At 42.2% G+C, this 24,807-nt stretch carries 30 protein-coding genes; all 30 read right to left on the reverse strand.

Annotated elements, in window-relative coordinates; translation table 11 throughout:
• The coding region (locus EKM65_RS06185; RefSeq protein ID WP_164506847.1) for a distal tail protein Dit at nucleotides 1-668 on the reverse strand (668 nt) is incomplete at its 3' end.
• A 12-nt stretch (nucleotides 669-680) separates the two neighbouring features.
• A complete protein-coding gene (locus EKM65_RS06190) occupies nucleotides 681-4,976 on the reverse strand; it encodes a phage tail tape measure protein (RefSeq protein WP_125606720.1) in 4,296 nt (1,431 codons plus the stop codon).
• Nucleotides 4,969-5,283, reverse strand: a complete 315-nt coding sequence (locus EKM65_RS06195) for a hypothetical protein (RefSeq protein ID WP_125606722.1) — start codon at nucleotides 5,281-5,283, stop codon at nucleotides 4,969-4,971. The genes EKM65_RS06190 and EKM65_RS06195 overlap by 8 nt, the downstream gene beginning before the upstream one ends.
• 26 nt (nucleotides 5,284-5,309) lie before the next feature.
• Complete coding sequence (locus EKM65_RS06200) at nucleotides 5,310-5,714, reverse strand: tail assembly chaperone (protein ID WP_125606724.1); 405 nt, start codon at nucleotides 5,712-5,714, stop codon at nucleotides 5,310-5,312.
• 76 nt (nucleotides 5,715-5,790) lie between these two features.
• Nucleotides 5,791-6,303, reverse strand: a complete 513-nt coding sequence (locus tag EKM65_RS06205; RefSeq protein WP_125606726.1) for a phage major tail protein, TP901-1 family — start codon at nucleotides 6,301-6,303, stop codon at nucleotides 5,791-5,793.
• Between the two features lie 3 nt (nucleotides 6,304-6,306).
• Nucleotides 6,307-6,702, reverse strand: coding sequence for a hypothetical protein (locus EKM65_RS06210; protein ID WP_125606728.1), 396 nt, complete (start codon nucleotides 6,700-6,702; stop codon nucleotides 6,307-6,309).
• Nucleotides 6,699-7,043 carry an HK97-gp10 family putative phage morphogenesis protein gene (locus tag EKM65_RS06215; protein ID WP_125606730.1) on the reverse strand — a complete coding sequence of 115 codons (345 nt, stop codon included), beginning with the start codon at nucleotides 7,041-7,043 and terminating at the stop codon, nucleotides 6,699-6,701. Before EKM65_RS06215 ends, EKM65_RS06210 begins: the two co-directional genes overlap by 4 nt.
• Complete coding sequence (locus tag EKM65_RS06220) at nucleotides 7,044-7,346, reverse strand: hypothetical protein (protein WP_125606732.1); 303 nt, start codon at nucleotides 7,344-7,346, stop codon at nucleotides 7,044-7,046.
• Nucleotides 7,343-7,672: a phage head-tail connector protein gene (locus tag EKM65_RS06225; RefSeq protein ID WP_125606734.1), complete on the reverse strand. Its 330-nt coding sequence runs from the start codon at nucleotides 7,670-7,672 to the stop codon at nucleotides 7,343-7,345. Before EKM65_RS06225 ends, EKM65_RS06220 begins: the two co-directional genes overlap by 4 nt.
• Nucleotides 7,673-7,843: 171 nt before the next feature.
• Nucleotides 7,844-8,746 carry a hypothetical protein gene (locus tag EKM65_RS06230; RefSeq protein WP_125606736.1) on the reverse strand — a complete coding sequence of 301 codons (903 nt, stop codon included), beginning with the start codon at nucleotides 8,744-8,746 and terminating at the stop codon, nucleotides 7,844-7,846.
• Between the two features lie 13 nt (nucleotides 8,747-8,759).
• Nucleotides 8,760-9,368, reverse strand: coding sequence for a capsid assembly scaffolding protein Gp46 family protein (locus tag EKM65_RS06235; RefSeq protein WP_125606738.1), 609 nt, complete (start codon nucleotides 9,366-9,368; stop codon nucleotides 8,760-8,762).
• Nucleotides 9,369-9,626: 258 nt separating this feature from the next.
• Nucleotides 9,627-9,806 (reverse strand): hypothetical protein, encoded by a 180-nt coding sequence (locus EKM65_RS06240; protein ID WP_125606740.1) that lies wholly within the window; start codon nucleotides 9,804-9,806, stop codon nucleotides 9,627-9,629.
• Between the two features lie 161 nt (nucleotides 9,807-9,967).
• Nucleotides 9,968-10,909: a minor capsid protein gene (locus tag EKM65_RS06245; protein ID WP_125606742.1), complete on the reverse strand. Its 942-nt coding sequence runs from the start codon at nucleotides 10,907-10,909 to the stop codon at nucleotides 9,968-9,970.
• Entirely contained in the window at nucleotides 10,893-12,272 is a 1,380-nt protein-coding gene (locus EKM65_RS06250; RefSeq protein ID WP_125606744.1) for a phage portal protein, read from the reverse strand. Before EKM65_RS06250 ends, EKM65_RS06245 begins: the two co-directional genes overlap by 17 nt.
• 12 nt (nucleotides 12,273-12,284) lie before the next feature.
• Nucleotides 12,285-13,550, reverse strand: a complete 1,266-nt coding sequence (locus EKM65_RS06255) for a PBSX family phage terminase large subunit (RefSeq protein ID WP_263853613.1) — start codon at nucleotides 13,548-13,550, stop codon at nucleotides 12,285-12,287.
• Nucleotides 13,543-13,896, reverse strand: coding sequence for a phBC6A51 family helix-turn-helix protein (locus EKM65_RS06260; protein WP_225420423.1), 354 nt, complete (start codon nucleotides 13,894-13,896; stop codon nucleotides 13,543-13,545). The genes EKM65_RS06255 and EKM65_RS06260 overlap by 8 nt, the downstream gene beginning before the upstream one ends.
• 18 nt (nucleotides 13,897-13,914) lie before the next feature.
• Entirely contained in the window at nucleotides 13,915-14,403 is a 489-nt protein-coding gene (locus tag EKM65_RS06265; RefSeq protein WP_125606748.1) for an HNH endonuclease, read from the reverse strand.
• Between the two features lie 143 nt (nucleotides 14,404-14,546).
• Entirely contained in the window at nucleotides 14,547-15,071 is a 525-nt protein-coding gene (locus EKM65_RS06270) for a hypothetical protein (protein ID WP_125606750.1), read from the reverse strand.
• Complete coding sequence (locus EKM65_RS06275) at nucleotides 15,031-16,428, reverse strand: DEAD/DEAH box helicase (RefSeq protein WP_125606752.1); 1,398 nt, start codon at nucleotides 16,426-16,428, stop codon at nucleotides 15,031-15,033. The genes EKM65_RS06270 and EKM65_RS06275 overlap by 41 nt, the downstream gene beginning before the upstream one ends.
• Nucleotides 16,388-16,699 (reverse strand): VRR-NUC domain-containing protein, encoded by a 312-nt coding sequence (locus EKM65_RS06280; protein ID WP_125606754.1) that lies wholly within the window; start codon nucleotides 16,697-16,699, stop codon nucleotides 16,388-16,390. Before EKM65_RS06280 ends, EKM65_RS06275 begins: the two co-directional genes overlap by 41 nt.
• Before the next feature lie 375 nt (nucleotides 16,700-17,074).
• Entirely contained in the window at nucleotides 17,075-19,495 is a 2,421-nt protein-coding gene (locus EKM65_RS06285) for a DNA primase family protein (protein WP_404803134.1), read from the reverse strand.
• Nucleotides 19,496-19,530: 35 nt separating this feature from the next.
• Nucleotides 19,531-19,806, reverse strand: a complete 276-nt coding sequence (locus EKM65_RS06290; RefSeq protein WP_125606758.1) for a nucleotide modification associated domain-containing protein — start codon at nucleotides 19,804-19,806, stop codon at nucleotides 19,531-19,533.
• Nucleotides 19,807-20,025, reverse strand: a complete 219-nt coding sequence (locus EKM65_RS06295; protein WP_125606760.1) for a hypothetical protein — start codon at nucleotides 20,023-20,025, stop codon at nucleotides 19,807-19,809.
• Complete coding sequence (locus EKM65_RS06300) at nucleotides 20,009-20,596, reverse strand: DUF1642 domain-containing protein (RefSeq protein WP_125606762.1); 588 nt, start codon at nucleotides 20,594-20,596, stop codon at nucleotides 20,009-20,011. The genes EKM65_RS06295 and EKM65_RS06300 overlap by 17 nt, the downstream gene beginning before the upstream one ends.
• Before the next feature lie 3 nt (nucleotides 20,597-20,599).
• Entirely contained in the window at nucleotides 20,600-20,827 is a 228-nt protein-coding gene (locus tag EKM65_RS06305; RefSeq protein ID WP_125606764.1) for a hypothetical protein, read from the reverse strand.
• A 17-nt stretch (nucleotides 20,828-20,844) separates the two neighbouring features.
• The gene (locus EKM65_RS11240; protein WP_164506848.1) at nucleotides 20,845-21,003 is read right to left on the reverse strand and encodes a hypothetical protein; all 159 of its coding nucleotides are present in this window, start codon (nucleotides 21,001-21,003) and stop codon (nucleotides 20,845-20,847) included.
• Between the two features lie 136 nt (nucleotides 21,004-21,139).
• Nucleotides 21,140-21,604, reverse strand: a complete 465-nt coding sequence (locus tag EKM65_RS06310) for a hypothetical protein (protein ID WP_125606766.1) — start codon at nucleotides 21,602-21,604, stop codon at nucleotides 21,140-21,142.
• Between the two features lie 21 nt (nucleotides 21,605-21,625).
• The gene (locus tag EKM65_RS06315) at nucleotides 21,626-22,228 is read right to left on the reverse strand and encodes a beta clamp domain-containing protein (RefSeq protein WP_125606768.1); all 603 of its coding nucleotides are present in this window, start codon (nucleotides 22,226-22,228) and stop codon (nucleotides 21,626-21,628) included.
• Between the two features lie 8 nt (nucleotides 22,229-22,236).
• Nucleotides 22,237-24,198, reverse strand: coding sequence for a DNA polymerase (locus EKM65_RS06320; RefSeq protein WP_125606769.1), 1,962 nt, complete (start codon nucleotides 24,196-24,198; stop codon nucleotides 22,237-22,239).
• 44 nt (nucleotides 24,199-24,242) lie between these two features.
• Nucleotides 24,243-24,806 carry a DUF2815 family protein gene (locus tag EKM65_RS06325; protein ID WP_125606771.1) on the reverse strand — a complete coding sequence of 188 codons (564 nt, stop codon included), beginning with the start codon at nucleotides 24,804-24,806 and terminating at the stop codon, nucleotides 24,243-24,245.
• Nucleotide 24,807: the final 1 nt, after the last annotated feature.

The raw sequence follows: 24,807 nt of genomic DNA on the forward strand, positions 1-24,807 counted from the left end.
CCGCAATAGAAGGCCTTATCAGACTTTTGCTTGGTTACACCATCAATCTCATCAGGATTACCAAACTCAAGCACACCGCCATTATCATTAACCATAGCAACTAAACCGTTATCGGACTTCATTTTTGTTGTGATGATCGGATAAGTTGGATACGTGCCGCGGTTGTCGATATTAATCTTGCCTGTTTCATCTACTACTGCCGTGGAGATATTGGTGGAATAAGAAACACCGTCGGGAATGAGAAAGCTAAACGTTGCGATTACCGAATTAGCACCAGGTGGTGGATCGGAAATACTTTGAAGCGTTGCAATAAAGTAGCGGGTTGGATCATCATGGAAAGAGATCTGATGGTCTTGCCCACCCAATACATCATTTAATAAATGAAAGTCCTGCCGAAAATCAGCAGGGCTTCTTGCGTTAATTAAATATTTAACTGTGATTGTTGATGGTGTTCTTCGAACGTACTGTATCTTTTCACCATCAGAGATACCGACTTTCTTGGTCGTTATTTCTTGTGACAACAACTCACGGCCAGTCACTTGAAGCGTCTGATAGTCTGCAACCAAATCCTCAAGATAGGTTCCATCAATCTTGAACGCCTCAGCGGGATAGATTTTATTCTCTCCGGTTGCTGGTGTCGTATCAGTAAACGCATATAAACCTTTCAAATATATCCCTCCTTAGACGAGCCCTAATGGTCGGCGATCAAGTCGTTGAATCCGATTGAGCTCTGACTGCATTGGCCGTGCTGTGACTTTAACGAACTCGTGACTATCAATGCTGACCGGTACTTCAATAACTAAGTTGCCTGATTGATTAATATCCATGTTCATGTTTGCTGTTGGAATAGCGGACGGTACTGCGTTGGATATAGTTTCAGCAATGTTATCAACGAAATGCAACTTTGATTGGCTGTTAATGACATCATCAATCATATTGTTCATGGCCGTGACGGCGCTACCTGCATAGTCGCTAATACCCCCAGCAACACCAAGACTCAGATATTTACCAACCTCATCGCGCATTAATCTTGATGGTGAATGAATCTTAGCAACTTTCTTCGCCTGTGCATTAACCTTGGACACTAAGCTAGCCATTGCAGAGACAGCAGCGCCTGTGTTACCACGAATACCAGCAGCAACTCCAGCAGCCATCTGAGAACCTACGGACTTGAATGAAACACCTTTGGCTCCTGATTTAGCTGCACTAGCTAATGCCTTACCAGCTGAACGGGCAGAACCACTCTGACTTTTAACACCAGAAACATAGCTCTTACCATTCGAAGTACCGGCGGACTTATGATCTGATTTCAGTTTCTTGACAGCATCAAGTCCGCCTTTACTCATGGCCTTACTTGCGGCTTTAGCAGCAGAATTCTGAGATTTAACACCTGATGTATAGCCCTTACCATTAGACTCGCCAGCATTCTTGTAGTCTGATTTCTTAGACTTGAGCCCATCTGCACCGGATTTAGCCATTTCCTGCGCGGCTACCTTGGTCTTGCTTTTGCCGTTCTTAATTTCTTTGATGTAGGCATCTGCATTATTCTTACCGGACTTCTTGTGTTTATCCCTGTCATTGGCTCCATAGGCTGACTGGGTTGCTAGATATTTACCAGCGCCCTTGAAATCTCCGGACTTCAAGGCTTGAATAAACTTATTCTTACCGTCGCTACCTTTTTTAAACATACCGGGCGGCAAGGTATTAAGCCCTGCTGTACCGTCTTTAGAAATAGCTGCAGCAACTTGACTAACTGTCGCTTTACCAGTTGATAACGCTTGGACTAAGTTAGTAACACCCTTAGTACCTGATTTTTGTAATGTTAGCGCAAAGGCTTGCATTTGTTGGCCAGTGTTACCGTTCATCTGAACAAATGAAGCATACATAGAACCCAGCTGGGTAGTTGTAACATTACCCATCTGCTCTAGACCCATTGACCAAATTTGATAATCTAACTTGCGACCATTGGCAATAACCTGGTTGGTTTGCGTACCGAAATTCTGCTGTTCGGCCAGTAATTGCTGATCTTTAGTTTGTAACGCGCTAAGCTCCTGTTGCATTTGAGCCTTAGACGTTACATCTTTTTCAGCGGCGATCTTAGCCTTGAGCTGTTTCTCTTGTTCAGCATTCTGTTGAACCATTGTAGTTTGCTGTGCAAAGTTTGACTGTAGGGTTGTTAATGTTGCTTGCCAGTCTTCAGCGTTCAGCTTTTGACCATTTTGTAGTCGTGATAATTGGGCTTGCGTATAGATTTGATTCTGTTCAAGTAACTTAGCTTTAATCTGATTGTTTTGATCAGTTAAGACCTTGACCTGATCAGCGGTCATCTTAGTACCATCAGTGAACTTCTTAGCCGCTAATTGCCGGTCAAGGTCAGCACTGATGTTAACTAGGTTCTGCCCGTTCCTTTGAGTTGCAGCTGCTAATTTCGCATTAGCTTCGTTAATAGCTTTAACTCGTTCATCACCGGTCTTTTTATCAGCAGCAGTCATTGCTTTAGAATACTTATCTGACGCCTTTTGAGCATTGTCCTGGTACTGCGTGAGCGTGTTGTTAGTGTCAGTTAAGAACTTCTTAGTCTTAGCTGAAACGCCGTCAGTGTCGATTAATTGACTGAAATCAGCCTTAGAATTCTCAAGTTCGGCCTTCATACCCTTAACCGAATTACTGACATCCTTTACAGCTACACTTGCTGCTTTAGATGACTCTTGAGCTTGCTTAGCGCCCTTACCAAACTGCTGGAAGCCTTTAACTGCGGAACTACCAGCGTCAACAAAGGCTTGCTTCATGTCGCCGATAGACTGTCCAGCATCGTCGATGGCAGCGCCAGCCTTTTTCATGGACTTCGCGCCATCGTCACCGCCGGGGATCATCTTTTTGAATAATCCATCTAGGCCATAGAAGGCCGCTTGTGCAACTTTTGCGATTGCGGCTACTGCATCAACAACTAATCGAATGGCCGTTGCTAGTCCAATAGCTGCGGCGGCTAGGGCTACAATAATACCCACGCCAACTACTTTAAAGATGTTACCAATCAGGGTGCCAATTGGTTTCAGAGCTTCGCCAATCGCATTTATTGATGGCTTCATGCTCTCGAAAATTCCTTTAATGCTTCCGACTACTGAACTGACAACACCACGAATATTGCCAAAGTTACTTGCCCATGCCGCATAAACCGCTGCGGCCGCCAATGCAACTGCGGCGGCTACAACAACCAATGGACCGAGTGCACCTGCTAAGGCCGCAGCTTGAGCTGGTGTTGCTCCCAACGTGGTTAACATTGGCTTAAGTCCAGCAGTTACTGCATTTCCAGCGGAGGCCTGCATTTTGCCCATTCCTGCTGCTAATTTACCTAATGAACCCAGTGGATGGGTTGCGGCATTAACCAAAGTTGAACCGAGTTGCTTCGCCTTGCCACCGGTGGTCGTAAACGCACCACCAAGTCGTGACATAATGCTTGGCCCACCCTTGAGACTTGTTAAAAAGCCCTTTGTGCTGACTGTTAAATTCTTTACTGCGCCCAGTGGCTTAACATAGGCCAATTTCATCAGAGAGCCAGCTTTAGTCGCCATAGAGCCTGTCATACTTAGGCCTGTTTTAACAAGTTCTAGGTCAGCCTGCATGGTCTGAAGTGTCTTGATGGTCTTACCACCAGCCGCGCCAAGGCCCTTAAAAGCTTCTAATGCAATCAACGGCGGAACAACCATCTTGAGCGCATTAGCGACTTGGTCAATAGATGGTGCCTGTTTGGCCATAGATTCAAAGCCTCTACCGACCTTTTCAGCAAAGCCACTGATTGTTCCTTGGTTAGCTGAAATAAAGTTAGTCAGCTTGCCAACCGCGTCAGTCGCAACGTCAACACCTTTTCGAAGTGAACCCGCTAAAGCTTGTTCAACCACGATTGATAAGGACTCAAGAGAACCACCAAACTGTTCAATAGAAGACTTCAAGTTGTTCTGCATTTCAGTAGCCATTTTAGCTGCTGCACCATCTGAATTTTTCAATTCATTGGTTAACTTAGACAACTTGCCTGCTTGAGCAGAAAGCAGGACGTTCATTGCACGCCCACCTTGTACACCGTAAATCTGCGCTAGGTAGAACTGCTTTTGCTTATCAGTCATACCAGACAACTTGCCACGTAACTCCTCAACTTGAGTCGCGAGTGGCTTCATCTTGCCAGCCGAGTCGTAAGCATTAAAGCCCAGTTTCTTCATAGCGGCCTGAGCCGTGTCGCTTGGGTTTTGGAGTTTAGTTAAGGCCATAGCCAAGTTGGAACCGGCCATAGAGCCTTTAATACCAGCGTCTGACATGATACCAACGGCCGCGGCAGTTTCTTCAAGACCTAAGCCAGCGGCATGAGCCTGAGGTGCAACCATCTTTAGTGCTTCACCCATATCGCCAGCTTCAGCGTTGGTCCTTGCCGCGGCTTCCGCGAATACGTCAGAAACATGACCGGCGCTACTTGCTTCTAGTCCAAAGCCACGCAAAGCCGTTGCCGCGTTTTCAGCAGCTAAGCCAACATCACCGCCAGATACGGCGGCAAGGTTCAAAACACCTGGCATGGCCTTCATAATCTCGTTAGCATTAAAACCAGCAGAACCCAAGTTCTCCATGCCTTCGGCGGCTTCTTTGGCACTAAAGGCTGTATCAGCACCCAACTGAATAGCTTGGGCGTTCAGCTCTTTCATCTGACCCTTAGTGGCACCGGAAATAGCACCAACACGACTCATTTGTGCGTCGAAGTCCATACCAGTTTTAACCGCCGCAATACCCATACTGGCTACGGCAACAGCACCAACCTTCATGGCCTTAGAGACAATCGACGAGGACTTCTCTACTGCTTTATCAGAGCCCATAGCGCTTTTTTGCATAGCTGAATTAAAGTTCTTGTACTCTTCGCGCGCTGACCTGAAACCCGCAATGAACTGGCCCACATCAGCGCTTAATTTGGCTTTAACCGAATAATCTTCACTCATTCTTTAACCTCCTTTCGTGAAATTTTCGTAGCCTCTTCGCAATGCGAACCAAGTCCTGATCCATTTCAGATTCTGGCTTAGCCTTTGTCTGATTGAGAAACTTATTCTCAAGCTCTTTATAGTCAAAGAATGATTTGAAATTGGGGTAGGTGTACGTGCCATCTTCCTCAACAGAATTAACAACATGACTAGCCCAGGCCTGTTGATGAATAATCAGCGCCTGGTCAATCTTTCGTAGACTGAAGGCTTGCATGCGAAGGTGGTACTCAACAATCGTCATCTGTTCAATCTCTTGCATGTTCGTCATGTCGAGATATCTCAGACAGTTTAGTTTTATTTCTTGGTAGGTTTCTTTGGAGCTTTCTCTTCTGCGGCTTCGTCCGGATTGGCTAAAGCTGCTAGGTTCTTCTTGTACGTAAGAACTCGCTTCTTCGTCATAGGCTGCCGCTCTAAGTTTTTTACTAATTCATCACACATGTCTGTGACATTCTTGTCGGTAAGTGTCTCAAAGTAGTTATCAAAATCGCCGTCGGTAAAAGTAATTTGAGTTGCTAATGCTGCGGCAATAACATCATTCAAAATAACTAAGTCACCAGCCTGTAATTTATACCAAGCATTTTCTAGACCCGCACCGAAGGGAACCGAGGCTTCACCAAACCAGTACTTCTTGTCTAGTTCTCGAATAAAACGAACCCCAAAATAAAGTTGATACTCCTTGCCATTTAAAGTAATTTTCATGAGATTTCTCCTTTTTTAGAAAAAATAAAAAGCCGCCCTTTCGTACTGTGTATTTCATAGGCGACTTTGTTTGGTACTATCCAGCTGGAGTTTCTACAACTTTTGTTGTGTCTTGGAATGCGTATTGAATTTCAGATTCTTGATCGGCAGTTAATGTTGCTTCGCCATCTTGTGGAATTTGATCAATATTCATTTCAGTCTTCAATTCAACCAACTTACCAACTTCGGCTGGAACTTCCCAAGATTGTAAGTAGCCCCGCATATATTTAGCAACATATTTGCCAGGCATATCTGCAACAGGTTGGCTTAAATCAATTTCCCAAACTTCCAACAATTCAGAATGTAGAACGGCTTGTTCTAGCATTTTGTTGACGGGATCAACGGAAGAAATTGCATTGATTTCAATTGTTGATACGGGCGTGGCTGGAGAGTTGATTGAACCATCTTTTGTATCTGTTGAGTCAGACTTGGCTTCATACTTCAATGTATGTGAAGTCTGTAGGGCTAACTTAGCAGCATTAGCTTGAGTTCGTTGACTGTATAAACGGAACATCAAGATCTTGTCTTTACCATAAATTGCATTTGCCATTTATTAATTACCTCTTTCATCTTGATAATAAGAAAACTCCATGGTTAAGATTCCATGGATCAGTGTTTCAGTTTGATTTGGTTTTTCTTCAATCATATCCGTGTTGACTTGATTGGCAGAATATTGACTGTCTTTCATGAAACGAGCCGCCAGCCTTATGTTTCGAAGGAGGTCCGTTGTCCCTTTACGGTCATCAGCCAAGCCATAGATATGAATTGTCTGTTGTAATGTGCCTACACTTGATAGCTTGTCCTTAGTTAGACCTGATTGGTCAAACTGTTCACCAATATAAATGAACGGATAGCCGACATCACCTGGTAGCTTCGTATAGACCTTATTAGTGAAACGTAGGCACAGCTTAAATGTGTCATCATAAATCAGTTGCGAAATGTCTTTCACTTCTTAGCCACCTCGTACATAGCTTTCCGGAACTTAGGCACCTGCTCATAATAGGCTGGTCGTAAATGGGGCTTACCAGGCTGATAACGAGTGCCATATTCTTGATATGGATCGTAGTCTGCCTCCGCACCAACCTCGCCAACAATGCTTGTTCCTTCTTGGCCTGTTTTCTGATAAATGCTACGTTTCAAGGTTCCCGTATCCACGGGAGCTCGACGTTGCGCGCCTTCCTGCAATTCTGCAATATTGGCCTTAACCACGTCCTCAACCTTGGGTAACATAGACACCTTTCGTTGTAACATCTCATCTAGTTCGCGGTTGAATTCTAGAGTTAAACCCATTTATGAATCACCTCGCATATAGATTATCTGACGGGTGCCAGAAATTGTTTGATTGATAAAGAAATACTTCTTACCATCAATCTTTGCATGATCATACTCACCTAAATAGGGCTGTTTCATATGAACAATTTTCTGGTTAACGCCTTGATCGCTGATCAAAGTTTCGCTTTTCTCCTTAACAGGCTTGGTAATCCTTGCCATTCGAACTGTTTCAACTGGCAAATCTGAAACCATTCCCCCAACGTCCGGATCATAATGATCTTTAGGCTTAGATACGAATGTAATCTTATCTGTGTATCTCATAAGAACCGCACCCTGTGAGCATTCTCCGCATTATTCTTGCTAATCCAGTCTTCAATATCAGAAGCAAAAGGCGCTAAATCATCAGTCTGCCAAGTTGCGCTTACTTCGTTTTCAGTAGCAGAAGTCTTACCCTCATCATTAATTCGATTAAAGCGACTAATGCTTGCCTCCACAACGATGTATTGCAACTCATCAGGCACATAATCTTTACCAATCTTGGACGCCAAACGCGATTCAATTAGACTAATCACTGTGTTTAGTGACGTATCTTGATCGGTATTATCAATTCCAAGCAATGTTTTGATTTGTTCTAACGATGCAGCCATTAGATCACCTCTATTCTGCTGGAACTAACGCAAGCAAGTCAGCCTTTAACGTCACACCATCATGTTTAATACTGTGCGCGTCTAACCACGCTGTAATTTCAGCAACAGTCTGTGCATCAGTCGGCTTTACATTGCCATTAGGGTCAAAGCCGCCACCCTCAGCTGGTGGCGTTACGCTTTTGGGGCTAACGTTCCTTTAAGAACACCGTCAGTTACTTCTGCGAATAAAGCAATACCAGTGTAGATTGTAGATTGATCAGATAAGTTTGTTGTGTTGTCATCCTTAACTAACGCAATTAAACCAGTTTCATCCGTAATAATTTGTTTGTTATGGAAAATCTTAGCTGACTCACCATTAACATCAATATATTGAAGATTGATATTGTCCTTAATAGTTGCATAGAAAGAACCCTTTGGCACTGAGTTATTGATCATAACAGTTACATTAGTGAAGCCAGTCAATAATGTCATACCAAAACCAACTGATTGGCCATTAGAAATAACCGCTGTACCTAAATACTCACCGGCATCTTCAGGGTTAATAAATACAATTGTGCCAGCATCTTCATCATCAAAGATTGAACCCAATTTACCCCAAGCCCTGCCGAAGCCTTCTTGCAAGCCAGAAACTGAACCTAAATCTGTTGGTGCGGATGCAAGATATTTAAAGAAGTCTCCGCGAATGTCTTTTTGAATAGCGCGGCGTACTTCATTATCTGTCTTATTAACGGCCATTTCATAACCGACACGTTGGACTTCTTCAATTGTTACGGCCTTACGATATTTACGGAAACCAACAGTAAATTCACGATCCTTTTTACGAGAAACGTGTGTTAAAGGAATGTCTTCACCTTCACCAATTGTTGAGGGGTCAATTTCCACGCCTTCAGTATTTTTCGGCTTATCTAATTCAAATTTATAAGTTTGAATTGTATTACCTTGCTTCATTGGTTGAGCGCGAGTAATTCCTAATGCTTGCTTTAATTTATCTAATGAGTAGCCGAATTGTTCAACAAAATCGACTGCATTTACTTGCCCCATATCTGGGGTCTTAATAATGTTTGTTTCTGGCATTTATATGCCCTCCTTAAGAAAATAATTGAAAATTGTCTTTAATTGCTTGCTTACGTTCGTCATCATCTTTGATCGCCATGATTTCATCTTTAGTCATGGTCTTAATCGAACTGCCTGTCACACGAGGCGTAGTTCCTTTCAAGAAGTCCTGACGAACATCTTCACGAATGCTTTGAATATAAGTAATAAGAGATTTGACATTAGCTAAAGTGTCTTTGTTATCGTCTGTTACAACAAAACTCAAGACATCTTCAGGAACATTAATCCCACCTTCAGCTAAGACACTACGAGCTTGATCAGTAATATCACGCCGTTTAATTTGTGCCTGTAATTTAGCAATTTCAGTATCGCGTTCATCAGCGGGTTCAGGCTTTTCAGGGTCTTCACCTTTTTCTAATTTAGCGATACGCTCTAATGCTTTATCTAGCTTTTCTTTATACTCATTCTTTTGAGCTACCGTTGTATCAATCCGTTTCTGCAACTTTTCAACAATCTTATCGGCTTTTTGTACATCGCTCTCGTCAGTTTGATGTTCATTAGTTTCAACTTCTTGTTGTTTAGACTCTGCAGTAGTCGTTTCTTCATTTGCATTAACGTTTTGATTTTCTAAATCATTTGGCATTGTAAAACCTCCATTTATTGTCTTGGGAGACACCTCTAGTTGTTCTTTAAGCCCTGCAAACTAGGAAAAAGGACACAATAAAAGAGCAGTTTAACGACTTATCTAGGTCGAATCATCAATTTAATTCAATGCGTTTTTTGTTTAAGCAGTAACAACGTCCAAAAAGATTGATTTGAAACCACGAAACGGCATACTTATTACCGCCTTCAATATATTTTGTGATGTAATGATGCATGATAGAATCCCCCTTCTCGAATATTATTTTGTTGGTGCTAGTGCGTAGCCAGAAGTTGACGTGTTGTTAAACGTTGCTGAGCGTTTTACACCGGTAGCTTTACCAACATACGAGAATGAAAATCCTGTTGTAGTCGGCTTAAAGTCCTCAACGTTATTGAAATAATAAGTTTGTCCGTTGTTTGTAAATACAATTAATTCCATTTTATTTTCCTCCTAAATTTTGGTATAAAAATAGCACTTAGCTTAAATTGCTAGGTGCTTAATACTCTGTTATTGTTCCATTTTTATCGGGTTTAGAGTTCATTTTATCCTGATATTCTTTAAATTCATCTTTTGCCCATTTTGGAGCGCCTTCTGTTATCTTATCCTTGCCCGGAGGCGTTCATCCTGTCAACTTCATCTTTTCGTGGCATATACGCGGATTTACTGCAACGGCAAGCTGGGTGAACTGGAATACTTGGCACTTTCTCAAGTCGATAAACACCGCCATTTTCTGCGGCGATGTCTTGACATTGTTCACACGCCGTAGGTTCAGCAATCCATATACAGTACTCATAGCCACTATCTTTGAAGCTGTCCATTTGCGCTTGGTCTTGAACTCTTGCCGTTTCAGTAATCGCTAATCGTTCAGCAACTTGCCTGCGATTATTAACTGCTGATGAAATCAAAGGTATTAACGTACTAGTCAGTGCCTTAGGGTTCAGTCCTTGTATCATTGCCCGGCTTAACAACGAATCAAGCTTATCCTTTAGCTCTGAGTGGCTGACCCACAACCGCTGTGACCAAGTAGCGCCGTGGAAAGATGCGTTGATGATTTGATCAACTTTATCAGCAATCTGATCGCCACGATACTTGCCAAGAATACCAGCTTGCCGTTTGACTTCATCTTGATATTTCTGAGTTAAGTGCGCTCTCAGTTCTTTCTCAGTAGAAGCATCGACATTGACTAATTCTTGACCTATTTGAGCTTTTAACATCTCTAGCCTATTAATTCTCATGGTTGCGTTATAAGCTCTTAGACGCTCATTTGCGTACTCTGAGAAGTCCTTATCTTCTACCATTTTTTTTGCGGTAGCTTCAAAAGCTTTAACGTCAAATCCGGCTACTTTCTTAATGGCCTCGTCCATTGAGATATGGTCACGAGAGGCGTAATTCATGTAGTACTGATTAAGATCATCATTAAGGGTCTTGATTAAACCCTCATAACGTTCTTTCAAGCTCTTAGCTAGAACCTGATCATCTTTGATATTACTTTGAATCCATTTCTTCTCGCGTTCTTCCCAGTACTTATTCTTCTTCGCCATCTACTTCACCTGACTTTTTCTCAAAGTCATAGTTAGCATTAGACGCTACTGCTTCATCTTGTTTAGCCTTATTTTCTTTTGCCATTCTATCCATTTCAGACTTAGGATCATCGACAATTGATAAGGTTTTAAGCTGCGTTTCTTGGCTGACAATACCTTCAAGATTTTTAGCAACATCAACTTCATCAGTTAAATTGCTTGGCAGGTTACGGTTAAATTGGAATTTAAGCCTTTGCCATTCATCCGTCTTAGTTTCGCCAAGTACCGTGCCGACTGAAAAGATAATACGATAGAACTCACGCAATGCTTGGCCAAACTTACGATCTTTGTTAGCTGCTAAGTTACGCATTGAAAGTAAATGGTATTCCAGCGCTTTACCACTATTTGCTGAACCAAACGTCTCGTCAGTGATATTAGCCACACTTGAAATCTGAAAAATCAAATTGTTCAACCGATTTACGAGGTTCTCCTCAGTCGTATCACCATCTGGCTTCTGCAGAAAATCAACAACGACGTCCTTCGCGCTATCGCCTTCAAGATTAATGATCCGATTATCCTTGATGTTTTTTAGGGTGTCCTCATCTAGTTTGGCACCTAATATTTTCATATAAGCATCTGCAAAGTAATCAACGTTATTGGCCTTCTGAGAGAGCACGCGATTGACTGCGTCGACAAGAGTTTCAACATTCTCAAAAGTGCCCTGACGTTCTTCATTCTCGAAGAACTCAATGGCGGGAACTTCTTTAAATGGATTAACCTGATCAGTTGCTGCCATCTTCAAGTCAAACACACCGTCAGCCTGATAAACACTACCTAGTAGGTTGTTATCTTCGTTGTAAGAATACATAACAAACGCAATCGGATTAAAGGCAACCGTGTCATCGTATATCATGAACCCACGTTCAGGGCTGATCACTGCGATTTCGGTTTGGGACTCTTCACCTTGATATGTGAAGAAGTATGATCGACCGTAAATGCTGACCTGCTTTGCCAACTCATAGAACTTATCAAATAGCGAATTAGTTGAGTTGAACTGCTGCAATAGCTCATTATCTGTGTCATCATCCAGCGTTATCTTGGGCGGAATGCCATAAGAAAAGCCGTTAAACGTATCCACAATATAACGTGGATAATTAACGACTAATCTGTTATCCGGTTTATCCAGCTCTTTAGCCTCTTGATCAAGAATAGGATGGTGGCCAGTGTAATAGTTTCTTGCTTTTACATATTTGTTTTTTAATGTTCCGTTATGAAATTTAATAAACCCCTCAAGGTCATCTGCTGTTAAAATTTCACCCTTTGGATAAATAAATAACTGGCTTGTATCAGTGATACTTCCTTTACCATTAACCTTATCAGCCAACTAATCATCTCCTTAAAATAAACTGTTCTTGTATAAATGTGCCTTAACTTTAGGCTTGCCATGAAAAGGCTCAACCGCGTATCGAATAGCATCAATAATATGGTTGTTCTTATCAACCGGTTTGTTTAACCAATTGCCTTCTTTATCCTGGTCATAAACATAAGTGTTAAATTCCTCAATCGTATGCTCACAGCTTGGATGGATATGAATCTTAAGACCTTGCAAGAAAGTAATACCTGTGTCGATTGAGTCCTTGCCTTTATTTGATGGAACTACTCGTCTAACGCCTTTAGCTTTTAATTCAGCAATCATCTGAGGCGATGCCGCGTCAGCTCGAATAGTAGCTGTCATTAAATCCCGTTTCTTAATCTCAGAAACAAGGTCATCAATTAGCGCCCCGTGCTTATATAGCTCACCATATACCCACAATTCTTTGTTCTCAGCGTCGTAAATAAGTTCTGGGAGTGTGGTGGGGTCATGACTAAAACCAAAGTCCATACCATAAGCGGTGACGCCAATCTGTTTAATCTTGCTGATAGGATCGAAGTCAACAACATCAAAGTTATCAAACACTAGACCTTCAGCAACGCCCCATTCGCCATCGGCAACGATTCTGGCACGTCTCGGGTTAGTTCTATATAAATCTAAGTATCTTTTCCGATCTTGTTCGTCAAGCCATTCATTAACCCTAAACGTCGTGGTGATTGCAAAAACATCTCTGTATCTAGTTTCTTCATCAAAGAACGCGCGCTTCAGCCAATGTCGTTCTGACCACGGGTTAAACGTCAGCGTGATCTGCTTATAAAATTCTGGATCGGGATTACTACCACGAATTGATTCAACAACAGTGTCAAATTTATCTTGGTTCTCAATCTGATAGGCTTCTTCACACCACAACCAACATAAGTTACCAACATCAACAGACACAGAAGTAATCTTCAATTCATCATCAAGGCCACGGAATAGTATCTTCTGCCCTGTTGCAATGACCGTTATTTCTGGCATTGACTCATTAAACTTAAAAAGGTGGGCTACCCTTAATTGATTGGCAGCCCATTTTAAGTCTGAATACGTTGATTGTTTATTTGTGTTTGAGTATCTTCGGATAACTAATAGATTCGCCCAGGTATATTTCAGAATGTCATGAATATAGCAGAGGGCTGTATCTTTTGACTTCTTGGAACCACGGGAACCTTTAACCACTCGATAGAAATTGCGGTTATGATAATAGCGGTTGTAGCCTTTACCTAAGGCCTTGGCAATACTGACCTTAACCATTTGTATCATCCTCTGGCACGTCGTCAACGAAGGTCACGGACTCAACGTTGAGATCAACTCTATCATTAGGTGCAAACCCCGCCCGGTCTAATAAATCCTTAGCTGCATTAAATCGCACCAGTTCTGACTTAGCTTTTAGCAATCCAATCATTGTTGATAGAGCTTTGGGAGTTGACTTAGCAATAGTTGCTTCAGTGTATTCGCTCATTGCCTTGATGAAATCTTTATCATTTTTCCACCGCGACAGGGTCGTTTCATGTATCCCGAGTTCTTTGCTAATGGCTTTTTGAGAGAGATTACCCTCAAACATTAGCTCAATAGCCTTATTCTGCTTTTTTGTTATCACGTAATCATCTCCTTTTCATTAGCGACTATTAGCAACCAAAGCACTGAACCAATCACCAGAATGCGCTTCTGTATGGCATTTTGAACATAGGGTTTTACCATTATTAACATTAATTCTATTTACGGGATCGTCTGACCAGTACGAAATATGATGTGCTACTAAATGCTCTTTACAGCCGCACTCAGCGCATTGATAATTATCGCGTTTCAGTACCTTTTCTTTCCAGCGTCTAACCAAAGGGTCGTTGCGGCTGATAACAATTGCAAAGTCCTCTATCAAATTGTTTGTTAATTTGCTTCCCAAATAGTGGTTAAGTATCATTCGGCTAGCAATTTTCTGATAAGGCGAAGTCTCAACAGACATAAGAACCGCAACACAATCAACTAGATCCGTGTATTTAATCTTTTGATTGTGGGGATATCTTTTTAGCAACATTTCGCACGCGGTTAACCGTTTCTTAACAGGATCTTTAATGTGCATTAAAAGTTGAACGTTTGGGCTATTCATAATACTTTCTCTCCTGTCTGCCTCCTCTTATGTGCACAAAAAGGTGAGAGATTTTTCTCCCACCTAAACTGGCAACCTTTTATTCTACAATACCATCATAACACCCTTAGGGTTGCATTTGGTTGCGGATTAGTTGCATGGCTTCAAGCTACCCATTCTTTTAGAAAGTCAGCTAAACCAGCCACCCCAAAAAGCATAACAGATAAATCCTGGATTGCTTTTGTTCGTTCACGGCTCACCGTGCTTTTATCAATGTTCCACTTTCGTGTCTGCTCTTGCAAACCTAATCGATTATTACTTAAGTAGCTGTCGTAAAGCAGCCACCATCGGCGTTTGTCGTTCTCGTCACCACCCAGACACCATGACTTGTACGCGCTCAAGATCAGGTCAACGTATTCCATGAGATGCTCAGTCTTGACGTGGTACTTGGCTAATTCGTGATCTTTAATCTTAACACCTGTCAGCATTTCATACTCGTCATCGTTAACGAATTTTTCTGGTTGAGACTTTGCATGTGCCTTTAATTTCGGATATTCGCGAATAAGAATTTGTGTATTTCGAAGTCGATAATCTTTCTCATTCAATACTTGCTTGTGTTTTTCACGATTGAGGCTTTTAATGACTTCATTAGTGATTACTTGCATTTGTTCTTGATTGAGTTTTTCCATCTTGCACCTCCTCTAGTCTTGCCTTAATTGCACTCATTAATGCGTCTTGGGTCTTCTCCTTGCCTTGTAGGACTTCTAGGGCTCTTTCATCAACAGTATCTTTAGCAACTAAATGGTGGACAATAACTGGCTCTGTCTGACCCTGCCGATCTAATCTGGCATTAGCCTGTTGATAAAACTCTAAGCTCCAAATCATTGAGAACCAAACGATAATATGGCCACCACGCTGTAAGTTAAGGCCATGTCCTGCTGATTGTGGGTGAGCTAACAGCAACTTTATCTTGCCGTCATTCCAATCCTTAACATCGTTGCTGGCCGGATCCAATACTCTTGCATCTGGAAAACGTTCAAGGATTCGAGATAGGTCGTGTTTATAGTTATAGAAAACTAAAACTGATTGCCCTTGCGCGTCTTCAATGATTGAGTCCAAAGCATCAAGCTTTCTGTCATGAATTTTAATAACTTCATGCTGATCATCATAGATAGCGCCATTGGCTAATTGCAGTAATTTATTACCTAAAACGGCTGCACTAGCCGCGGTAATCTCTTGATCATTAACATCTAGGATCAGGTCATGTTCTAGTTGTTCATAGGCCTTTCGTTCTCTCTTATCCAGATAAACGTTAATAATATTGTTAGTCCTTGGTGGCAATTTCAGATAGTCCTTTGACTTCATGCTGACACAGATATCACCAATAGCTTGATAGATTTGTTTCTCGGCTCCTTCATTCAAAACCCAGTTATAGACGACATGGCCGTCACTAGCTCCCGGGTGAAAGTACCGGTGTCGATATTCTGAAATTGTTCGGCCAAGTCGTTTGCCCTGATCTAATAAATAGATCTGTGGCCATAGATCCATCAGGCTATTTGGCGCTGGTGTGCCCGTTAAACCAATCACTCTATCCATCAGCGGCCTAACACGTTTTAAAGCTCTGAAACGTTTAGCGCTGCTAGACTTAAAGCTCGATAGCTCATCAATGATTACAGTCTTGAAGGGCCATTTCTTTTTATAGAACTCAACCAACCAAACCACGTTCTCGCGATTAGTGATATAGATATTGGCATCCTGCTCCAGGGCTTTTAGTCGGTTAGGCTTTGAACCAATTACAAGCGAATAGGTTAGGCCTTTTAAATGGTCCCATTTTCGCAACTCTTCAGGCCAAGTGTTCTCTGCCACCGAAAGGGGCGCTATTACTAACACCTTGCCGTCAATACCTACGAGGTCTTCTAGCAACTCGATAGCTGTTAGTGTTGTCAAGCTTTTACCTAACCCCATATCAAGTAGTAATCCGCAGTAGGGATGAGTTAAAATCCAGTCAACGCTGTAACGTTGATACTCGTGTAGCTCGACTTGCAATTTCTTCTACCAACCTTTCAGCACGTTCTTTAGTGTCGACTACTTCAACCCAGCAGCCTTGATTCCGTAATAGGGTAATTATTCTCACCTGTAAGGGTCTAGGGCGTCCTCCGGGCTTTTTCATCTCAACAAATACAATTTGTCCATCTAGGACAACAATCCTGTCAGGCACCCCGGATAAACCCGGACTAACAAATTTCATGCACAATCCGCCCCGGGCCGTTACTTTCCGTTTGAGATATGCCTCAACATCTTTTTCAATTTCTGCCATGTTTTAACCTCAAATCTTGTGCCAACTTTTTTTGAGAACAAAGTCTTTATATATAGAAGAAATACGTTTATAGTATTTCATTATTTCTATATATTTTTATTTATCTTTAATAGTTTTAGAGAGAAAAGTTGGCACATTGACACAAAAAGGCGATTAACCCTTGTTACATCAACGTTTAAGCCCGTGCCAACTTTTAACTTATTTGTGCCAACTGTGCCAACTTTTAGCTATTTTTGCGGGTGTTTCTTTTTCCGTTTTTGCAATTATCATAAGCAATTTTTTGGTGCCTTAAACTTTTCTTAATAAGTTGTTTTTGATTAATCCTCCCACCCGCCCTGTGCCAACTTTTAGTCCTCAGATGTTGGCACATAATCATTAATCAAAATCCGTAATTTTAGACCTAATTCCAATCCAAAGTCGCTTAGGGTTACCCTGCCCTTTTTCACGCTTTCGCTCTCGCTTATAGCCAAGCTCTTCGAGACGCTGGAATAATCTATACTTACCCATCGTCTTTTCGCCAGCATCAGATGCGTACTCAGTATAGGCGTTGTATAGGTCTTCACCCGTTGAGGTTAAAGCATCATCGCCAATCCGACAGCTCTCTTCAATGAACCGACCAACTTGGTCATTACCGCGAATCCATTCATTAAGTTCATGCTTAGCACTTTCGGACTCAATAAACTTACGGTCTTTCAAGGCTTGACGTAGTCCGTCCATGGCTTTGTTGAAGATACCCGGCAGCTCTTTCATGATCGCCCTTAACGGGTACTTACGCTTAACTTCATCTGTGACAACATTTCTAACCGGTATGATGATTGCCCGACGCTTAAGGCCGCCTGTAAAATCTCGCATGGCTGGCATTGAGTTCATTGCGAAGGTCAATTTAGCAAAGTTATAGAACTTAATAGGCTTCTCATATTTGATATCACCATAAATCATATCTTCACCGGTCAGTGTCTTTAGTAACGAACCATCATTCAAATATTCTGGCTTCGCATCAGCATCAAAGTTAGCTGTCTTTTGATACAGCCCACTGGTCGCAAAGCTGTTAGTCATCAAGGCTTCTAGCGTTACAGCAGAGTAGGCGTCATCTCCGACTAGCGCTCGCATTACTTCAATCAGCGTGGATTTACCAGTACCGCCAGGGCCAAGTAAGAACAACATCTTTTGAATTGGGTAGTCGCGGTAAAACAGATAGCCAATCCATTGGTACATAAAGTCCTTATTCTCTTCACCGACTGCCCACTCTAGGTATTGATCAAACGTCGGACAATCTGCTTCTGGATCATATTCAACTGGGTGATTAACTCGCGCGTGTAGCTGTGGGCTAAACTCAGATACGAACTTATTGGTCTCAACATCATAAACACCATTGGCCAAAACCAGATGGCTAATATCAGCCTGGATAAATGGTTCACCCGTCAGCGCTAGTCCTTGAATTGAAGCATTCGTTTCACGCAAGTAGTTGGTCTTGCTGAGTTTAACCAGATACTTTTTGATCATTAAGCTCTTGAGATATTCTTCAGCGTCATTCTTCCAAATCCCGACTGTTTCGTCATATCGTAAGAACTCGTTGCCGTTGTAGAAAATCGGCAGATCAGCCAATAGGTGCTGGGCTAGTAAATAGTTATTAACGACGGGCTGGCCACTATCCGTATATTCTAGCCAATCTTCAAGCTCATCTTTGGTAACTTCTTCGCCTTCTACTGGGTCACTGAAATCATCTACTGCACTGCCCGTCACACTCTTTTGCCACTCAGCTCTAACACTCTTGTCTTTCAATGCAAAGTCATTCATAGCCTTGTAACTTGGCAGCTTATTAATGACTGTACCGGGCTTGGTCTTAACATCAAGGTCGTGAAACTTCTGAATTCTCACCAGGTCAAACGCGCTACATAATTCGCCGCTAGCCGGGTCTGTCCCATGATTTGAATAAGCAAACTTGTCATCATAGAGAACTAGGCCTTCGCTGGTCGTGCCTTGGATAAACGTGTAACGATCGTCGTGTCGACCCGGGGCATATACGTCGGTCAAGAACATATCAATGGCTGTTTTAATATCATAAGTACGGTTAAAAGCGCCAATGATACCGGGCTTTGTCAAGGGGTCGCCTTGTTGCTTTGCTTCTCGTTCATGAACCTCAGTCTCTCGACTACTAATTGGCCAGAAACTTGAGTCACGCCAATCGTCATATTCACCTAGTACCTTGTCTGGGCTCAATAAGTCCCCATCTTGGTATTCGAATATGAACTGGCCGTTCTTGCTAACACTTGGCCAGAACATCAAACGTTCGGGCTGATAGGTCGTGTCGTCAAAGTTATTCATACCGAATTGCTCAGCAACTTTTCTGGCCAAAGGCACATATTCGTCAGCCGTTACCGCCCTAGCTAGTGGAATAATCAATCTCATTCGCGGATTATCTTTGGTAAAAGCGTGGGTCGAATAAACTGCTATTGACTCATCGAATAACATCTGAATATCTTCCCACAAATTGTGATTGGGGAAATCTGCATCAAGGGTTAATATACTTCTGTTCTGAACGTTCTCTGCTTTACGCCTACCCTCCTTGAGCCAGCCACCAACGAACCCACCAACATCCTTAATCTCGTGCTGTTTGTCCTTTGTCATCTTCGCCCACTGTGCTGAGGTTTCCGAAGTAATGGTCGGACTCGATAACTTACTCAGCAACTCTGACCAGTTCATCCGCTGGTTGTGCCACTTTTTTGTGTTCTTGCTCCGGGCTGTGGCTAGGTTCAGTTCCGGATTGGACCTCAGATTATATTGTGGTTTTTCCAATTGGTTCTCACCTCTAATCCTCTTCCTTTCATCAGCTACTTATTCGTTTGATTATCAATTTCATTAATAGCAAGAATTGCATAGCCAGCTAAATCAAGCAGTGTATCACGAATAGACTCATCAACTTGACTATCTGAATTAAGCAAAGTCTTTAGCCTGTTGTATTTATTTTTTAAAACAATCAGCATAGCCGTGTTACCAAATTCATTAACATTGTCATGGAACGCATTACCGTAATCGTGGTTCTTAGCAATTAACGTATCTGCTAAATCCGTTGTAATGTTGGTTATTTTTGTTTCGAATTCGTTCATTTATTCTTCCTCCCAACCGTCAATCCAAGCGTTCAGCAGATTAACTATTCGTTGATTGCGATTTGATTGGATCGGTTCATCCATGATGTAGTGGTACGTTGGGCTGTCCGTCTGCTTTAACGAATTGTAATAATACTTGTCAAAACTATCGCGATATGGATATTGTGCACGTTCCAGTTCTTCTCCAACGGCATTAGGCAACTTAATCTTCATCGTCATCAGTAACTAGCTCCTTATCAAAGTTTTCTAAATCGTACTTCTTGATTTCTTCATCTGTGAAAGCATGTGCCGAATAATCGTGATACCATTTCTTGTCTTCATCAAAATATCCAAAAGCTAATGCTCCATCGTTGATAGCATAATAAGTTGGCCGATTAAATTTACCAGGAACTTCGATATACCATGTTGGTTCTTTCTCTACCGTGTAGCCGTTGTACCAAGCATCGGACAGAATTTTGATCTTAGCGTCACGATTAGTATCACTACTAAACACATAGGTGTATGTTTTAGGCTGCCATATACGGTCAGCGCTATCGAGGTAAGCATAGAAATCGTGAAAAGTCTTTTTAGCGTCTTCAAGTTCATCAGCAACCTCTTTAGGCAATGTTGGTTTAGCTGGTGGTTCTACAAAACTATCTTCGTCTAGCCACGCATGACACATGTCAATAATTCTAGTAAAGTCACTATCGCTAAATGACACACAATATGGAAATTTACCATGACTTTCATCTGCCTGTATAATCTTACCTTTTACATAAACTGTGTCCCCTACTTTATATTCTCGTTTCATCGGTTATCCCTCCGAACTTTTATTAATTATCTTGTCAACCACCCTTTTAAAGCGCCATGACCGATATACACGAGCGAATAGTTTAGCATTATGCTTAGAAAGCTCATATTGGCGTCCATTGTTACACTGAACGAGTAAGCCGTAGCCTTTTGTAGTAATCTCTTCAACGTTTTTTAAATTCAAATGTCGCCATTTACGTGTTGTACGCCAGCTAAAAGTATTTTGTGTCATTTAATCAGCCTCCAACATTAATCAGCAGGTGACCAGCAAACGTCAATCACATGTGGATCAGTTGCTACGCGCTCACAAGCCCCACGTGCTTCTTCAACGCTATTTACTGTTTCGGTAAAACTATCAGTTAATCTTTCGCCCATAAAAACTTGCGTGTAAGTTACTTTAATTTTCATCGTCTATTCCTCCAACAATTTCCAAATAATAATAAACACAATCACTAACGTTATGATCAGCGCAACAAGGGGCAACCAGTCGCTGAAAAATAACGTTGTAATCAGTACGATAATGCTGATTATTGCTGCTACATAATCAATAGTCATGAGATACAATCCTTGTGATAATCCAGCCATCTTGTTTGGCTCGTTCAATCAATTGTTCTTTGTTTACACCGTGCGTTTTAAATCTTAAAAACTCAGCTAACTCATCATTTGTTGGGATAATCGTTCTCTGTAAGCCACGAGTTAACAACCAAACCAATTTATTAGGATTACCAAATTTTTGCCGTGCTTTTCGAATCGTTGACAATGATACGTTAATGTCTTGATTTTCTTCGATATAGCCGATAATCTTATCATCAGTAAATCCTTGTGCCCAGAGGTTTTTAATCAATTCTGAGCTGAGTGTTGGCTTGCGACCCGTTGGCAATTTATCTTCTTTATAAATCTCTCTTGGAATGTTAAATCTTGGGTCGTCATATGGTGCATTTTCGAGTGTTCCATAGTCGGATTCAATCGAACGGACAGCTTCAAGAATTGTGTCACTGTTTTCACTCATTGTTCTTTCTCCATGTACGCGCTAAAAGGTTCTAACTGGACAAATAACATAGGTCGCATCTTCTTGCTTTAAAACCATTGGTCGAATATCGCCACTAAAGCCAAGGGTTATCTGTTCTTGAGGGCGTTTGTCGTTGTAAGCCTTAAAGAACTCAACAGCGTCGAATAAATATTTTGCGTTCATCGTAATATCAAACCCAGTCAAACCATCAAATTTCGCAACTGGAATTGTTGTTGTGAGAGTCTCAGCAACAACTTGAAGCCTTGAGTCCTCTCCAGTAAATCCCAGCTGAACCAAGCCCTTGTCTGTCTTAATCTTTAGCATCTCTGAAAGACTCGCAAGCTCCCTAACTTCCACTTTCAACGTGCAAAGGAACTTAGTCGGGATTATTCGAGAAGTATCGGGATAATCCACAGCAGTCTGTGGTTTGAAGGTTTGCAGGTCCAAGGTCATCTCAGAGGTTCCTTCCTCTGCCCAGTGCTTAATTTGCAATAGCCGATGGCTGTCAGTAACTACCGCGCTACCATCGGTATTAACGTGCAAGCAACCCAGAACAGGTCGGCTCTTGGCCGCTTTTTTCGTGATTGCTTTAAATGCTTTTTCTAATTGTCCATCTTTCATCATTATTCCCTCTAATCTTTCTTGTAGTATTCAGACTCAAAGCCTGCGGCATTTAGCGGCAAGCCCTTGGCCCAATCAAGTTCTTCACACATAATATCGCGCATTTCTTCAACTGAACCAGTACCGTATGGCATTTCAGTAACAGCCTCATCATGGATATGAAAAACAACATTGTAGCCATGTTGTTCCAGCCGATACATTGCTTGTGCTAATAAATCTCTAGCAGTAGCTTGGACAATGTTCTCGACCAGCTTTCCGCCATAGGTATCTAATTTTGCAAAACCGACCCTGTCACCTTGACCCTCGTAGGTTATCGATTGGCCAAAGCCCTTGTTCTCAAGTCGTGGCCTGGCATAGGCTAAGCGGCGGCCGCTTGGTAGCTGAATGAACAGAAAGCCCTTAGCTTTAAAGAACTTCAAACCCTTTTGCAATTTGACGACACCGCCACCATTTAGGACTTGCTTGACAGTGGCCTCAACGTCGTACCAAAACTGAACGATGCGTTTATTGGCCTTACGCCACTTTGAAACCAGCTCCGGTAGTTCGTCTTCTGTAATACCCATTTTCATGGCACCCATTGTTGTTAATGCGCCAATACTACCTTGGTAGCCAAGCGCTAGGGTCGCAATCTTGCCACGCTGTCTCATGGCCTTACCACTAACTGATTTCCAGTCATAGTCCTCAACTTTTCCAAGGCCAAACATGTTGGCTGCAGTGGCTTCGTAAATCTTGCCATGGGTTCTAAAAGCGTCTAAGGTCCACTGTTCACCCGCATACCAAGCAATTACTCGAGCTTCAATAGCCGAGAAGTCACAGACGATAAAACGATTGCCGTCTTCAGTTACTAATGCGGTTCTAATTAATTGCTTTAATGTGTCTGGTACTGAGTCATAGAGCATCTCAATCGCCCAAGGGTCCTTAGCTTTCACCAGGTTCCTTGCAACGCTTAAAGGCTGTAAATAATTACGCGGTAAGTTCTGAACCTGTAATAATCGACCCGCCCAACGTCCAGTACGAGTAGCACCATAAAACTGCAATAGTCCGTGAATTCTGCCATCATTACAGCGTGCGTTTTCCATTACCAAGTATTTCTTCGTACTAGTATTGGAAAGCTTTAGACGCAATTCTAGGGCGGTTCTAACATTGTCAGGAAGCTCTTGTTCATCAAGTGCCTGCTGCACAATTGCCTTGCCAAGTTTCTCAAACGGCGTGCCTTGTTCGGTCAGCCAACCCTTAAACTGCTTAAGGCTGTTAGGATTATCTAAGCCTGTAATTTCTGTTAAAAGTTCAAGATTTTTCTTGCTGGCTGTCTCCATTAATTCAATTGCACCGTCGGCCAACTCTTGATCAATCCTCACGCCACGGTCATTAATACGTTGATCCATGGCCCAGAGTTGCCACTCGCTTGGCTTAACCTTGATAGCCGCCAATTTGTCGGCTATGGACCGTTCAGTTCGAACATCTTGCGCGTTGTAATACATATAGGTTTCCCAATCTTCGGGCTTTGACTCGGGTAAATTCCGCTTACCTTCCTTGTTAGGTTTTGAGAAATAACTAATCAGCCTAACGCCTCGTGGGTCTTTGACTTGGTCCACGTTCAAATAGTTAGCGGCTTGCTTTAAACTTGCTGGTAGTCCCAGCTCCATAGCCTCAACCATGGTGTCATGCCATTGGTCTGCGTCTAGCCATTCTTTTTCTGTGAAATACTTGTGCTGTCTGAGGTAGTGCGTGAAGCTGACTCGTTCGAACTGCGCGTTCCAAGCCTCTTTAACGTACTCGCCGTCAAGTAACCAGCTGATAAAATCCTCTGGAATGTCTTCTTTTGAAAGGTCAATTTGAATCAGCTCCTCTTCGTCAATCTGATAGGACAGCATCAGTATTCGAAATTGCTCTGAGTCTGTGTACTTATAAACGCCAACCTTTCGAAGGTCCTCATCTGAGTAAGTTTCAATATCAATTATCAATCTGGTCATTGAATTTCTCCTTCTAAAAAAGGGCGGTTACCCGCCCCAAGTTGTTAATCCAATAGGTCGTCGTCATCTTCGTCCCATTCTTCAAAGTCTGCATCAGCTGATGAACGTCCGCCAAGATAGTCACCCTTAGCAATAATTTGAACGTTGTTAAGACCAGCACTGATACCTTTATTGCCATGACTGTTATAAGCGTAGAAGTTTAGTGAGACGCGTGCGTAAACACCTGAATAAACATCGTCCTCGCTGGTAACTTCTTCCTTAAACTTGTCGATAATCCCGGGCTTTTGCTTGCTTGAAACTGCCATATAGTAGCTATCTTTTAATTCAGGGTTGCGTTCTAGGTCAGCGTCCTCATCGCCATCATGAAGTGTGGTTGAAACGCGCTCGAGTTTCATGCCTTTCAACTTGTCGCTCTTTCCTGAGTCAAAGGCGGCTTTGATCGCGTTGTTGATTTTATCCATGGTCTTGGTATCGTCTTTGGGGATGATGATTGTTGTTGAGTATTTTGGTTCGCCTTGTCCTTCTTGCGCATATGCTTCTAATAAGTGAACATAGCTGAGACGTACCTTACCTGTGATTACCTTTGTTGTGTTATTTGTGTTTACCATG

It is taken from the genome of Lapidilactobacillus bayanensis (assembly GCF_003946695.1).
GTDB lineage: Bacteria > Bacillota > Bacilli > Lactobacillales > Lactobacillaceae > Lapidilactobacillus > Lapidilactobacillus bayanensis.

Bases quoted from the DNA above. Each gene is read 5' to 3' on its own strand.
- EKM65_RS06190 (WP_125606720.1), bottom strand. From the start codon at position 4,976: ATGAGTGAAGATTATTCGGTTAAAGCCAAATTAAGCGCTGATGTGGGC.
- EKM65_RS06195 (WP_125606722.1), bottom strand. From the start codon at position 5,283: ATGACGAACATGCAAGAGATTGAACAGATGACGATTGTTGAGTACCAC.
- EKM65_RS06200 (WP_125606724.1), bottom strand. From the start codon at position 5,714: ATGAAAATTACTTTAAATGGCAAGGAGTATCAACTTTATTTTGGGGTT.
- EKM65_RS06205 (WP_125606726.1), bottom strand. From the start codon at position 6,303: ATGGCAAATGCAATTTATGGTAAAGACAAGATCTTGATGTTCCGTTTA.
- EKM65_RS06215 (WP_125606730.1), bottom strand. From the start codon at position 7,043: ATGGGTTTAACTCTAGAATTCAACCGCGAACTAGATGAGATGTTACAA.
- EKM65_RS06220 (WP_125606732.1), bottom strand. From the start codon at position 7,346: ATGAGATACACAGATAAGATTACATTCGTATCTAAGCCTAAAGATCAT.
- EKM65_RS06225 (WP_125606734.1), bottom strand. From the start codon at position 7,672: ATGGCTGCATCGTTAGAACAAATCAAAACATTGCTTGGAATTGATAAT.
- EKM65_RS06230 (WP_125606736.1), bottom strand. From the start codon at position 8,746: ATGCCAGAAACAAACATTATTAAGACCCCAGATATGGGGCAAGTAAAT.
- EKM65_RS06235 (WP_125606738.1), bottom strand. From the start codon at position 9,368: ATGCCAAATGATTTAGAAAATCAAAACGTTAATGCAAATGAAGAAACG.
- EKM65_RS06240 (WP_125606740.1), bottom strand. From the start codon at position 9,806: ATGGAATTAATTGTATTTACAAACAACGGACAAACTTATTATTTCAAT.
- EKM65_RS06245 (WP_125606742.1), bottom strand. From the start codon at position 10,909: ATGGCGAAGAAGAATAAGTACTGGGAAGAACGCGAGAAGAAATGGATT.
- EKM65_RS06255 (WP_263853613.1), bottom strand. From the start codon at position 13,550: ATGGTTAAGGTCAGTATTGCCAAGGCCTTAGGTAAAGGCTACAACCGC.
- EKM65_RS06265 (WP_125606748.1), bottom strand. From the start codon at position 14,403: ATGAATAGCCCAAACGTTCAACTTTTAATGCACATTAAAGATCCTGTT.
- EKM65_RS06270 (WP_125606750.1), bottom strand. From the start codon at position 15,071: ATGGAAAAACTCAATCAAGAACAAATGCAAGTAATCACTAATGAAGTC.
- EKM65_RS06280 (WP_125606754.1), bottom strand. From the start codon at position 16,699: ATGGCAGAAATTGAAAAAGATGTTGAGGCATATCTCAAACGGAAAGTA.
- EKM65_RS06290 (WP_125606758.1), bottom strand. From the start codon at position 19,806: ATGAACGAATTCGAAACAAAAATAACCAACATTACAACGGATTTAGCA.
- EKM65_RS06295 (WP_125606760.1), bottom strand. From the start codon at position 20,025: ATGACGATGAAGATTAAGTTGCCTAATGCCGTTGGAGAAGAACTGGAA.
- EKM65_RS06300 (WP_125606762.1), bottom strand. From the start codon at position 20,596: ATGAAACGAGAATATAAAGTAGGGGACACAGTTTATGTAAAAGGTAAG.
- EKM65_RS06305 (WP_125606764.1), bottom strand. From the start codon at position 20,827: ATGACACAAAATACTTTTAGCTGGCGTACAACACGTAAATGGCGACAT.
- EKM65_RS11240 (WP_164506848.1), bottom strand. From the start codon at position 21,003: ATGAAAATTAAAGTAACTTACACGCAAGTTTTTATGGGCGAAAGATTA.
- EKM65_RS06310 (WP_125606766.1), bottom strand. From the start codon at position 21,604: ATGAGTGAAAACAGTGACACAATTCTTGAAGCTGTCCGTTCGATTGAA.
- EKM65_RS06315 (WP_125606768.1), bottom strand. From the start codon at position 22,228: ATGATGAAAGATGGACAATTAGAAAAAGCATTTAAAGCAATCACGAAA.
- EKM65_RS06320 (WP_125606769.1), bottom strand. From the start codon at position 24,198: ATGACCAGATTGATAATTGATATTGAAACTTACTCAGATGAGGACCTT.
- EKM65_RS06325 (WP_125606771.1), bottom strand. From the start codon at position 24,806: ATGGTAAACACAAATAACACAACAAAGGTAATCACAGGTAAGGTACGT.